General features: G+C 32.5%; 9 protein-coding genes. 8 read left to right on the top strand and 1 reads right to left on the bottom strand.

Annotated elements, in window-relative coordinates; genetic code table 11:
• Positions 1 to 15: 15 nt before the first annotated feature.
• The 4 genes from nirD to Q0772_RS08745 all read left to right on the top strand — a co-directional run bounded on the left by nirD (position 16) and on the right by Q0772_RS08745 (position 3,407).
• Positions 16 to 393 carry a nitrite reductase small subunit NirD gene (nirD, locus tag Q0772_RS08760; protein WP_298343082.1) on the top strand — a complete coding sequence of 126 codons (378 nt, stop codon included), beginning with the start codon at positions 16 to 18 and terminating at the stop codon, positions 391 to 393.
• 92 nt (positions 394 to 485) lie between these two features.
• Positions 486 to 1,070: a DUF4202 domain-containing protein gene (locus Q0772_RS08755; protein WP_298343080.1), complete on the top strand. Its 585-nt coding sequence runs from the start codon at positions 486 to 488 to the stop codon at positions 1,068 to 1,070.
• Between the two features lie 12 nt (positions 1,071 to 1,082).
• On the top strand, positions 1,083 to 2,915 hold the full coding sequence (locus tag Q0772_RS08750) for a type IV pili methyl-accepting chemotaxis transducer N-terminal domain-containing protein (RefSeq protein WP_298343077.1): 1,833 nt from the start codon (positions 1,083 to 1,085) through the stop codon (positions 2,913 to 2,915).
• A gap of 111 nt (positions 2,916 to 3,026) precedes the next feature.
• A complete protein-coding gene (locus tag Q0772_RS08745; protein ID WP_298343073.1) occupies positions 3,027 to 3,407 on the top strand; it encodes a RidA family protein in 381 nt (126 codons plus the stop codon).
• Positions 3,408 to 3,426: 19 nt separating this feature from the next.
• On the opposite strand, the gene Q0772_RS08740 is transcribed toward Q0772_RS08745, so the two are convergent.
• On the bottom strand, positions 3,427 to 4,704 hold the full coding sequence (locus tag Q0772_RS08740) for a multiheme c-type cytochrome (protein ID WP_298343070.1): 1,278 nt from the start codon (positions 4,702 to 4,704) through the stop codon (positions 3,427 to 3,429).
• A gap of 139 nt (positions 4,705 to 4,843) precedes the next feature.
• On the opposite strand from Q0772_RS08740, the gene Q0772_RS08735 reads away from it, so the two are divergent.
• From Q0772_RS08735 to Q0772_RS08720, 4 genes are all read left to right on the top strand, one after another.
• Entirely contained in the window at positions 4,844 to 5,509 is a 666-nt protein-coding gene (locus Q0772_RS08735; RefSeq protein WP_298343067.1) for a response regulator transcription factor, read from the top strand.
• Positions 5,510 to 5,877: 368 nt separating this feature from the next.
• The gene (locus tag Q0772_RS08730; RefSeq protein ID WP_298343064.1) at positions 5,878 to 7,305 is read left to right on the top strand and encodes an MFS transporter; all 1,428 of its coding nucleotides are present in this window, start codon (positions 5,878 to 5,880) and stop codon (positions 7,303 to 7,305) included.
• Positions 7,306 to 7,431: 126 nt separating this feature from the next.
• Positions 7,432 to 10,953, top strand: a complete 3,522-nt coding sequence (locus tag Q0772_RS08725; RefSeq protein WP_298343061.1) for a nitrate reductase — start codon at positions 7,432 to 7,434, stop codon at positions 10,951 to 10,953.
• Positions 10,953 to 12,386 carry a rubredoxin gene (locus tag Q0772_RS08720; protein ID WP_298343059.1) on the top strand — a complete coding sequence of 478 codons (1,434 nt, stop codon included), beginning with the start codon at positions 10,953 to 10,955 and terminating at the stop codon, positions 12,384 to 12,386. The genes Q0772_RS08725 and Q0772_RS08720 overlap by 1 nt, the downstream gene beginning before the upstream one ends.
• Positions 12,387 to 12,613: the final 227 nt, after the last annotated feature.

Raw genomic sequence — 12,613 nt, 5'->3', positions numbered from 1 at the left:
AAAATTAAAAACAAGATGGAAACAATTTTAGACAAATACAAAGCTACTGAACTTACAAACGTAAAAGTTTGGTTTAAAGCAGCATCAGTAAAAGATTTTCCCAAGGATGGTGGTGCTTGTATTAAGTATAAAGACAAGCAAATTGCTGTTTTTAATTTTACGAGATTAAATAAGTGGTATGCATGCCAGAATCTTTGTCCGCATAAAATGGAAATGGTTTTGAGTAGAGGTATGATTGGAGACGATAAAGGTATTCCAAAAGTAGCTTGTCCACTACATAAAAAAACATTTTCCTTAGAAACAGGAGAGAATTTAAACTCAGATTTAAATGCCATTGCTGTTTACCCTGTAAAAGTAGAGGAAGGCTATGTCTATGTTGGTTTTGATGAATAGAATTAATGTTAAATAAAATTCTAAAATTCTCTTCAAATTTGAAAAAGTAATTCTGTATATTGGCTGAGTAGTCTTTAATAGAATATACCCATATGAAACCAACACGTTTTGAAACAGCCATTGCACTTATTGATAAGGCAAATTCTGAAGATGTAAATACATATCAAGTTGCTGGTATTAAATACCCTAAAGAGCTTTTGTATTCCCAAAGAATGACGCGAAAGTTATTACAATTTAAACCAGATGCGTCTAAGGCATTACAACTTGCTGCCCGCGCACAACATATTTGTAGATGGAAAATTGCACGTGATGAATATCCAATGGACAGAGTTGGCTATTTAAAATGGCGTGAAACACTAAAGAAGATGCATGCTGATTTAACATCTGAAATATTGAAACAAGTTGGTTATGATGCTCAGTTTGATGAAAGGATTAGAAAAATAATACTAAAGAAGCTCATCAAAAAAAATGAAGAGTCTCAGGCTTTAGAAGATACTATCTGTTTGGTGTTTTTAGATTACTATTTTGAAGAGTTTGCTGAAAAACATCCAGATGAAAAGGTAATTGATATTCTACAAAAGACATGGGTTAAAATGTCTGACGAAGGGCAACAAGAAGCCTTAAAGCTTAATTTTTCTGAAAAATCTTTAGGCTTAATAAAACAAGCTTTAGCGTAAATTTTTTGAAGTATGGTACAAAACGGCAATTCATTAGACCAACGGACTTTTGATAAACTGCGCCGCTTGTACATTATTGGTTTTAGTACCATTGCACTTTCTGTTATAATAAGTCAAATTTTAATTCGTACCCATTTAAGTGATCAGGAAAGTGATTCTAGAGTTATAAATATTGCAGGACGACAACGTATGCTGAGTCAAAAATTGGCAAAAAATGTGGTGTCTTTATCGTCTACATCAAGTTTAGAAGAGCAACAAAACATTAAAAATAATTTAAAGGAAACACTGAGTGTATGGGAGTTTTCACATCATGCGCTTCAAAATGGTAACGATAGTTTGGGATTGCCCAAAACAAATAGTGCTGCCATATCTTTAAAATTTTCAGCTTTAAATCCTGTTTTTGATACCATTGCCAAAGCCTCAAAATCTATTATAACTAAAATTGAGAATACAAATACAAATTCGTCTACCTATATAAACGATGTAACAATTGTTAAAGCAAATGAAGGTGCGTTTTTAAAACAAATGGACGCGATTGTGAATCAATATGATGTTGAAGCTGAGGAAAAAGTTGCATGGTTACGTAAACTTGAATTTTGGTTGACGATACTAACATTAGCAATCCTTCTCGGTGAGTTTTTATTTATTTTTTGGCCTGCAGCGAAATCGGTACGGTATACGTTAGCAGAACTATTGTCTGCTGAAAAACAAGCAAAACAAATGGCTTTTGATGCAGATGAATTGAGTAAAGCTAGAGAAAAATCCATTCAAGAATTAAGTACACTAACGCGTGCTATGGATGAAACATTACTCTTTGCAAGAACTCTACCAGATGGCACATTGATACACATGGGTAATAAGTTTTCGCGATTATTTAAGTTTTCAGATTTTAATGATGCTGTGCCGTTTTGGAAAGCAATTTCACAGTTAGAAAACGAGCAACTATATATTGAAGACATTATTAAAAAATATAAAAAAACGGGTTGGAAAGGCGAGGTTAAAGCAACCTGTAAGGAGCATAAAGATGTGTGGTTAGAAATGGCAGTTATACCTTATAGTCCCACAAGTGATAAATCTGAATTATTGATTATTGCTTCGGAAATTACAGAACGTAAGGCGGCTCAATTGGAGATTGATAGACTCACAGAAAAGAGTTTTGAAGAGAAGATGAATCAACAAAAAATTATCTCTAGTAAAATTATTGAGAATCAAGAAAAAGAACAAAACCGTATTGCTAAAGATGTGCATGATGGTATAGGGCAGATGCTTACTGGTTTAAAATATAATTTAGAAAGTATTGACACCAAAAACGTTGAAAAAGCAACATCAAAAATTGAGCATTTAAAAGCGTTAACAACGGATATTATAAAAGGAGTACGTACTGCAACTTTTAACCTAACTCCTCCAGAATTAACCGATCATGGCATTGTTCCAGCTTTAACAAAATTAGTGCAAGAACTGGCAAAACTTACTGGCAAAGAAATTGTACTTTTTAATAAATCTGATTTTAACCAGCGCTTGGATTCACTTGCTGAAATAAATATTTACCGTATTACCCAAGAGGCTATTAATAATGCCATCAAATATGCGGAGTCAACACATATTATAGTATCGTTATCGCATAGTAAAAATCTTTTGAGTATTGTTATTGATGATAATGGTAAAGGGTTTGATCCTGATAAAGTTAAACGTATAAAAACAGGTGAAGGCGGTATGGGTATGACATTTATGAAAGAGCGTATAAAATATATTGAAGGACGTTTATTTTTAACTTCGGAAAAAGGTAAAGGTACACGTGTTACATTAAATGTGCCTCTAGGGAGTGATTATGTGGTGTCGAAATAAGCTCAATATAAACTCTTATTTGAATAATTACATGCATCTAATCTAGTTTAATGTGATTTGATAGATGTGTTAAAAGCGTAATAAATGTAAAATACATATTAACCAGAAACAATGCAAAGAAAATTAATAAGCTCTGGATCAACATTTGAAGAAAAAATAGGTTATTCCCGTGCTGTAGTACAAGGTAATTGGGTTTTTGTATCTGGTACTACGGGGTATCACTATGAAACAATGGCTATAAGTGATGATGTTGTAGTTCAAACAGAACAATGTTTAATTAATATAGAAAACACATTAAAAGAAGCAGGTGCAAGCTTATCAGATATAGTAAGAGTGACTTATATTTTGCCAAAAGTAGAAGATTTTGAAGCATGTTGGCCAGTTCTTAAAAAATACTTAGGTAATATTAAACCTGCTGCAACAATGTTTTCTGCAAAACTTGCTGATGATAAGATGAAAATTGAAATACAAGCAACTGCTTTAAAAGCATAGTGCTAACTATGTATACAACTTATAAGTTGTTTATATACTGATTTATTTTATCCGTTGTAGGTTCATATATTTTTATAAGATGACTGCGCACTTCAACTTGCACTAAACTATCGTTATCTTGAATTTTCATTGAGTTAGATTTTGATATTGGCATATGGCAATCAATACAGTTGCTGGCATTATGTGCTTGTGCTGAAGAAGTCGCGGGTAAACTACAACTAATATTTTGGTTCTTGTGGCAGTTTATACATTTGGTATTAAAGTTAATTAAATTCCCTCTTTCGTTAGCGTGAGCATTATGGCAGGTTGTACAATCCATAGTAGCCGTTTTTTCAAAACATTTACTAGATTCTAAAAGCTCTACTTGATTTCCATGAACATCAGCAGCAGCTTTATATTTAGATTTATAATAACTCCTAAAATCTTTATAGACGAAATTATCTAAAGTGTCACCTAAAACAAAATGAAATTCTTTATTAGTTTTTTTTCTGTTAGAACCCGAATGGCACAATGCGCACATATCCATTTTTTGCTGGCGCGATAATTGGTTTTGTTTTACAATATGTTTTCCAATAGTATCATTAGGAAACTTATTTTGATATGCAACATGTTTTGCGGCTGGTCCATGACAACGTTCGCAATCTACACCCCAAATGATACTTTTTTTATTGAACTCATCATTGGTTTTGTTAAAATTATATTTGGTTTGTTTATGAGGTGTTGTTTGTGCAAAAGTAGCATGACATTCTAAACAGCTTACTGAAATTGGTCGCAATTTAGCTGCTAACTCTTCTTTATAACCAGGGCTATTTATCCATTTTTTACTAGGAACAAAATATGAAGTTTGTAATTGAAATAATTTATCACCTTCCCAACTAAAAAAAGATTGCCCCTTTACACCTGATCCAATTACAATATCAATCTTATCCTTCCTTACAATTTTATTAGTAGAATCATTTTCTAATATTTGAAAAAAGCCATTCCATTTTTTATCAATTGAATAACTATGATGTTTTCCTACCTTGAAACCATCAGAAATTGCTTCATGAATACCTTTTAAGGTACTGTCAGAAGGTAAGGTTGAGGTTAAAAAATGAGCAGATTTTATATGTTGGTTATAAATATCTTCATGACAAGACATACAAGCATCAGAACCTGAAAATTTAAGGCCATTAAAATGTTCTAGTTTTTGTCCTTTTTCAAAATATTCATATCTGTTAATAGATTTTTTTTGCCAAAGGTAAAGCGCAAAAACAGCTATAAAAATTAAGATAAAAAACATGAATTTTTTCATCATTTTTAAATATACAAAATTGGAGTATCATCCATAATAATATCTTTTATTATTTACTTCTAATAAAAATTTATATGTGATATAGAATCATAATTACGTAGTATTACTTAATTTATTACTTTTGTATGCATAACAGGAAATTATGGACAAAATTAATGTTGTATTAGCCGATGATCATGTTTTAGTTAGAGATGGTATACGGGCACTTTTAGAAGACCAAACGGGTGTAGCTGTAATTGATGAGGCATCAAACGGAAAAGAAGCTTTAGAAGTCATTTCAAGAAACAAACCGCATGTATTGATTGTAGATATACGTATGCCAGAAATGAATGGTATTGAAGTGGTTGGTGAAATTAGTAAATTGAATTTAGGTGTAAAAACATTAGTATTGTCCATGCATGATTCTGAAGAATACGTAGTTCAGGCCATACAAGCAGGAGCAGATGGTTATTTATTAAAAGGAGCAAGTAAAGAAGAGTTTTTAAAAGCATTAAATAAAGTGGCTTCTGGAGGGAAGTATTTTACAGGCGATGTATCAGCTATAATCATGAATAATTTTGTTAATGGCAATACAAACAATGTTTCTTCTCAAAAGGCTTCATTCAAAGAAGATCCTTTTAAATTAACAAAACGCGAAAAGCAAATTTTAGGCTTAGTTTTAGAGCTAAAAAACAACAAAGATATTGCTGATGAACTCAAAATTAGCAAGCGTACCGCAGAAGTACACCGTTTTAATTTGATGAAAAAATTAGAAGTTAAAAACTTAATGGAATTGAGTAATAAAGCTAAAGAGTTTGGATTGGTTTAGTGCTTAATTTTTTAATTGTTGAAATTTACCTCAGACAATTTATTTATTGCTGTTTAGTTATCGATTCACATAACAAAGAAGACGAATATATAGATGCAATAAAAGAAATACTATATCATTAGAGAACTTATATCAATACTTTTTCAATAATTATTTGGTTATTCATTTTTAGCATGTTTTAACCTTATAAGGTGAAATGATGCTTTTTTAAAATTTCGCAAAAAAAATCAGTTTACTAACTTGATTTTACCAAATCCTCAAAATCAACATTACTAAATTATCAACCTCACAATTATTTATTGTTACTTAATTTTAACATTTAAAATTAAGTATTAATACGTAGATTTGTACGTATAAACTACTTAATTATGAATGTCACCACACCAACTAAATCTACATCATTAAAACTATACGATCTTAAAAATGTTTCTATTCGTACATTTTGGATAACTGCGATATCCTTCTTTTTATGTTTCTTTTCGTGGTTTGGTATTGTACCGTTTATGCCAGATGTAGTTAGAGACCTTGGTTTAACACCAGATCAAAAATGGAATTCTATTATTTTGGCTGTTTCAGGAACTGTGTTTGCCCGTTTACTTATTGGTAAATTGTGTGATAAATACGGACCAAGATTATGCTATACATGGTTATTAATGCTAGGTGCTATTCCCGTAATTTTATGTGGTTTAGTGCAAACACCTACACAATTTTTAGTATGCCGCTTATTTATAGGTTTTATTGGGGCGTCTTTTGTTATTACGCAAGTACATACTTCTTTAATGTTTGCCCCTAATATTGTTGGAACTGCCAATGCAACATCAGCCGGATGGGGGAATTTAGGAGGTGGTGCTAACCGCTTAGGCATGCCATTAATTGCAGCAGCAGTAGTAGCTTTTGGTGTAGCTGAAGGCGAAGCTTGGAGATACTCTATGGTTATTGCTGGTGCCGTTTGTTTTTTAATGGGTATTATCTATTATAATTTTACACAAGATACGCCAAAAGGAAACTTTAAGGATTTAAAAGCCAATGGTATAGCGATAGAAAAAAAGAAAGATCAGGTTGGTTTTGGTACCGTTTTAAAAGATTACAGAACTTGGATTTTGTTTGTAGTGTACGCAGCGTGTTTTGGTATAGAATTGACGGTTTATGGTACGATGGATGATTATTTACAAAACACCTTTCAATTAAAACGTGTTACAGCTGGCAACATTGTATTATCCTTTGCTTTAATGAATATTTTTGCAAGAACTCTTGGAGGTTTTTTTGGAGACAAATTTGGAAAATTAAAAGGACTGCGCGGACGTGTATTATTTCTAGCTGGAATTTTAACTGTTCAAGGAGTTATGCTTATGACGTTTTCATCTTCAACAAGTATTGTTGTTGGTATTGTTTTTTTAATTCTATTTAGTTTGTCTGTTCAAATGGCAGAAGGCGCAACATTTTCAGTAGTACCATTCATTAATAAAAAAGCGATTGGTTCAGTTTCTGGTATTGTAGGAGCTGGAGGAAACGTAGGTGCTTTTTTAGCAGCCATGTTATTAAAATCGCAATCTGCTGCGGCAGAAAAGGCAGCTATTTTGGCAAATCAAGGTTTAGGTGAAGATGTTATTAGTGTAGCGCAATCTGCAGCAGCATCTTCGGCAGTATCTGGTGGTTATTTTATTATAGGTGTTGTGGTAGTTATTACAGCTTTTCTTTCATTAACAATCCGTTTTTCATCAGAGGATGAGGCCATAGCAAGGGAAGATTCATCTATAGATGCTAAAAAACTAATTCCTGTGAAAGTGAAAAGTTAAAAATAAGATGTAAAATTTTATTAAATATAAAATTTTTAGTGCCTTAATTATGTGATTCTGAATAATGAATTAGGTATTTGTTTTCTGAAATTAAAATGTATTTATTAGTACTTAAAGTTAGTCCCGATGATTAAAAGTGAAATAAAAACAACATGTTCATATTGTGGTGTAGGCTGCGGTATTATTGTTAAAAAAGATAATAATAACACTGTTTTTGTTGAAGGCGATAAAGACCATCCTGTTAATAAAGGCATGTTATGTTCTAAAGGGATGAATTTGCACTATGTAGCAAATGATACTTCTGATAGAATTTTATATCCAGAAATGCGTTGGAGTAGATCACATCCCAGAGAACGTGTAAGTTGGGATGATGCTTTAGATAGAGCAGCTAGTGTTTTTAAATCTATTATTAAAAAATACGGGCCAGATAGTGTTGGCTTTTATGTTTCAGGACAAAGTTTAACAGAAGAATATTACATTGCAAATAAACTTACTAAAGGCTTTTTAGGTACTAATAATATTGATACCAACTCGCGCTTATGTATGAGTTCTGCTGTGGTAGGTTATAAAAAAACATTTGGAGAAGATAGTGTTCCAATTTCTTATGCAGATATTGAATTAGCTGATACTTTTTTAATCACTGGAGCAAACCCAGCATGGTGCCATCCAATTTTATTTAGACGTTTAGAAAAACATAAAGAAGACAATCCTAGTGTAAATATTATAGTTGTTGACCCCAGAAAAACGGATACAGCCAATTTTGCAGATTTGCATTTACAACTACTACCAGGAACTGATGTTATTTTATACAACGCCATCGGACGCTGTTTGTATAAACGTGGTTTGATAGATGAAAAGTTTATAAAAGCGCATACTCAAGGTTTTGATGATTATAAGGACTTAATCTTTAAAACTACACTGAAGCAAGCCTCAAAATTATGTGGAGTTTCAGAAAAAGATATTCGTAAAGCAGCAGATATGATAGGGCTTTCAAAAGGTTTTATTAGTATGTGGGCTATGGGACTCAATCAAAGTGTAGTAGGAACGGATAAAAATGTATCACTTTTAAACTTATCGTTAATTACTGGACAAGTAGGAAAACCAGGCGCTGGACCGTTTTCTTTAACAGGTCAGCCCAATGCAATGGGAGGTCGTGAGGTTGGAGGTATGGCAAACCTTTTGGCTGTACATAAAGATTTGATGAATGAAGAGCATCGTAGGGAAGTGGCGCAATTTTGGGGGGTTGATAAAATAAACCCTAAACCCGGATTAACAGCTACTGAAATGTTTGATGCTTTAGAAAGTGGGAAAATGAAAGCAGTATGGATTGCCTGTACAAATCCATTGGTAAGTTTACCTAACTTAAATAGAATTGAGAAAGCTATGAAAAACTCAAAGTTTGTAGTGGTTCAAGAGATTTCTCATAAATCTGATACGGTAGCTTTTGCAGATTTAGTTTTACCTGCAGCGGCTTGGTTAGAGAAAGAAGGAACGATGACAAATTCTGAACGTAGAATCTCATACTTACCTAAAGAAATAGATGCTCCAGGAGAAGCTAGACCAGATGTTGAAATCTTTTGTGATTTTGCGCAGCGTATGGGCTTTAGAGGCTTTAATTTTAATAATGCCAGTGAAATTTATGATGAGTATGCATCAATGACTAAAGGCACTAATATTGATGTATCTTTTTTAAATTATGAAAGATTAAAGACGGAAGGTACATTTCAATGGCCAGTACCAGAACACAGACATCAAGGTACTCCGAGACTTTTTGAAGACAAAAAGTTTTATACACCATCACAAAAAGCACAATTTAACTTACCGAGTAGTATCCAAAATACGTCGGTGTTACCCAATGAAAACTATCCTTTAATTTTAACTACAGGGCGTGTGCGAGATCAATGGCATACAATGACTAAAACAGGAAAGGTATCGCGTTTAAAGACACATTATCCTACCCCTGTACTAGAAATCCATCCTACTGATGCGTACTTATATAAAATAAAAAACGGGGCTATTACCGAAATAAAAGGCGAAAATGGTGTGGTAAGAGTTCGGGCTAAAGTTACTGATAGTATTAAAAAAGGTGTAGTGTTTTTGCCAATGCATTGGGGGAAACAATTGCAAAGTAACTTAAATAGGGCAAACAACTTAACCAATACGCATGTAGATCCTGTTTCAAAAGAACCAGATTTTAAGTTTACACGTGTTTCGGTTTCAAAGTATAAAAAAGCATCAGAAAAAATTGTTATTGCTGGAGCTGGAGCTGCGGCATTTAGATTTGTTCAGAATTATAGAGAGCAGAATGAAACAGATGAAATTCATGTGTTTTCAAAAGAGCCAAACTTGTTTTACAATAGAGTTTTGTTGCCAGAATATGTAACCGAAGAATTATCATGGGAGCAATTACTTAAAATCAAAGAAAAAGAGCTTAATAAGCTCAATATACATTTGCACCCTGAAACGTTTATCACAAAAATTGATAAATTAGAAAAAACTGTTACAGATAGTAATAGTACAACTCATAGTTTTGATAAGCTAATATTAGCAACTGGAAGTCGCGCCTTTATTCCAAAGGACGTGCAAATAGATTTGCCAGGGCGTTTTACTATGCGAAATAAAATAGATGCAGACCAATTTAAATCCTATTTAGATGCTACAGGTTTACCTCCTGAAGAACAACATGTGGTTATTGTTGGTGGTGGTTTGTTAGGTTTAGAGCTCGCTGCGGCTATGAAACATAAAAATACAAAAATCACTATAGTACAACGTGGTTCACGTTTAATGGAGCGTCAGTTAGACAAAGTGTCTAGTAAATTACTAGCTCTAGATGTCCAAGAACGTGGAATTCAGATTTATTTTGATAATGAAGTTAGTACGGTATTTGATGATGAAGATACAGGGGAACTAAACATCACACTCAAAAGTGGGAAATCTATAACAGCCAATGCTATTGTTTATGCTATTGGTACTATTCCTAATGTGGAAATTGCAAGAGAAAATGGTATAAAATGCACAAGAGGTGTGAAAGTAAATCAACATTTACAGTCATCTCATCCAGATATTTTTGCAATAGGAGAAATAGCAGAATTTAACAATCAGTTATTCGGAATAACCTCTGCTGCTGAAGAGCAAGCTAATATATTAGCAAACTTTATTGCAGGAGATGTAAGTTCGTCATATAGTGGTTCAGTATTAATGAATATATTAAAATTTAACGATCTAAATCTGTGTAGTATTGGAGAAATTAATGTTCCAGAAAATGATGATACATATGAAGAGATTATTTTTACAGACATTAAAAAACGCTATTATAAAAAGTGTATTGTAAAAGACGATTTACTAATTGGAGCCGTTTTAATGGGTGATAAAAACGAGTTTGCCGAATTTAAAACAATGATTGATAGTAAAATAGAAATGGCAGAAAAGCGTGATAAACTTCTTCGCGGATCATCAAATGATGTGCCTGTTTTAGGAAAACTTGTTTGTTCTTGCAGTCAAGTAGGGGCAGGAAATATAGATGAAGCCATTTCAAAAGGATGTACTGATTTTACAGAGTTGTGTAATAAAACAGGTGCAGGTTTAGGTTGTGGAAGTTGTAAAACTGAAGTTAGAGAAATACTTCAAAATTCAAAAGTGTTAGCATAATGGAGCCATACAGATTAATGATTAATGGTGGTGTTTTATCACCGGGTGAGTTAAAATATATTTGCGAAGCTGCAGAAGGCTTGGGTTTAGATGCTATTTCTTTTGGTTCACGACAAGATATAATTTTTCCAGAGGCTATCGATGAAAGTAAGTTTGAACAGTTTGATAAAATTCAGTTTGTAAAACCCAAACGCGATGGTATTGAAAATATAGCATCATCCTATGTATCTACTGAAATTTTAGCAAGCACATCATGGTTAACAAGTGATCGTTATTTGTATATTCTAGAACAATTTAAACATAAGCCCAAGTTAAGAATAAACGTTACAGATCCAATGCAACGTTTGGTGCCTTTGTTTACAGGGAATGTGAATTTTATAGCTTCTGAACATGAAGATTATTGGTATTTATATTTACGCCTTCCTGATTGGAAAAAAACAGAAATATACCCCGCTTTAATTTATAGTTGGGATATGGATAAGATTGAATTAGCCATTGAAAATATTTTAATTGAAGAGCCAGAAACTATCGAGATGGTTTTTGATTTGGTTAGTGATGCCTTAGATACAAATAATCGTACAGTAGATAAGCCTCTGGAGGTTCCGTTTTATCCATTTCCTTATTACGAAGGAATGAATCGTATTGGTCAAGATCGTTATTGGTTAGGATTATATTGGCGGAACAATAGGTATGATATTCCTTTTTTAAAAGCCATGTGTGAGTTGTGCTCAGAAAATAAAATAGGTAAAATATCTATTACACCATGGAAATCGTTTATCGTAAAAGGAATTCCTTTAAAAGCAAAACTACAATGGGAAAAGTTTTTAGGAAAGTATGGTATTAACGTTCGTCACTCTATGTTAGAGATGAATTGGCATTTGCCAGTAAACGACAAAGAGGCATTAAGTTTAAAAAAATATTTGGTTACAAATTTTGATCAAAATGATATAAGTACTTATGGGCTAACCTTTGGTATTTCAAGTTTTGATAGCGATACATATAACTTTACATCTATTGTTATAGAAAAAAATAGACCACCAGAAATTAAAGGAGACTTTACAATACGAGATACTTATAACTTACTTTATGCCAAAAATTTCGATCCTAATACTCGAAAATACATTATGCATGTTCAAGATGTTGATAAACTAGAATTACCAGGTTTGTTAATGGAATTGAGTCAGTTATATTTTGAGCAATTAGGTACTGAACGCGATGACGAAACCCAACAGAAAGAAATAAAAGAAATTACTGAAGAAGAAGTGCACCAATGCTCAGAATGTTTAACGGTATATGATGATACTTATGGTGATATTACTCAAGGTATTACTCCAAATACACCATTTAAAGACTTACCATCAGATTATGAGTGCTCCCTTTGTGAAGCACCAAAAAGTAGTTTTGAGAAAAAGACACTAGTTAAATCTTTGTAAAAGATACCGTTCATAGATACTAAAGCCTATTCGTAGTTTAACTATAAACACTTGAAAATCTCTTTAATTTCTAGTAAGCAAGATAATTCATTGCTAAACTTTAATACAGTTAATGTTTTCAAAACAATGCAGCCCTAAGAAAAACTTTCTTTTTTGCATAATAGTAGATGTTTTATACATTGAAAAGTTTAATTTTTGAGTCTCAAACAAACTTTTGTTTAAATCGA

The organism is uncultured Algibacter sp. (assembly GCF_947490405.1).
Classification (GTDB): Bacteria; Bacteroidota; Bacteroidia; order Flavobacteriales; family Flavobacteriaceae; genus Algibacter_B.
This window is presented reverse-complemented; position numbering and strand designations above follow the sequence as displayed.

Coding starts and splice junctions, on each gene's coding strand:
- Q0772_RS08725 (WP_298343061.1), top strand. CDS start 7,432: ATGATTAAAAGTGAAATAAAAACAACATGTTCATATTGTGGTGTAGGC.
- Q0772_RS08730 (WP_298343064.1), top strand. CDS start 5,878: ATGAATGTCACCACACCAACTAAATCTACATCATTAAAACTATACGAT.
- Q0772_RS08740 (WP_298343070.1), bottom strand. CDS start 4,704: ATGATGAAAAAATTCATGTTTTTTATCTTAATTTTTATAGCTGTTTTT.
- Q0772_RS08720 (WP_298343059.1), top strand. CDS start 10,953: ATGGAGCCATACAGATTAATGATTAATGGTGGTGTTTTATCACCGGGT.
- Q0772_RS08755 (WP_298343080.1), top strand. CDS start 486: ATGAAACCAACACGTTTTGAAACAGCCATTGCACTTATTGATAAGGCA.
- Q0772_RS08735 (WP_298343067.1), top strand. CDS start 4,844: ATGGACAAAATTAATGTTGTATTAGCCGATGATCATGTTTTAGTTAGA.
- Q0772_RS08745 (WP_298343073.1), top strand. CDS start 3,027: ATGCAAAGAAAATTAATAAGCTCTGGATCAACATTTGAAGAAAAAATA.
- nirD (WP_298343082.1), top strand. CDS start 16: ATGGAAACAATTTTAGACAAATACAAAGCTACTGAACTTACAAACGTA.
- Q0772_RS08750 (WP_298343077.1), top strand. CDS start 1,083: ATGGTACAAAACGGCAATTCATTAGACCAACGGACTTTTGATAAACTG.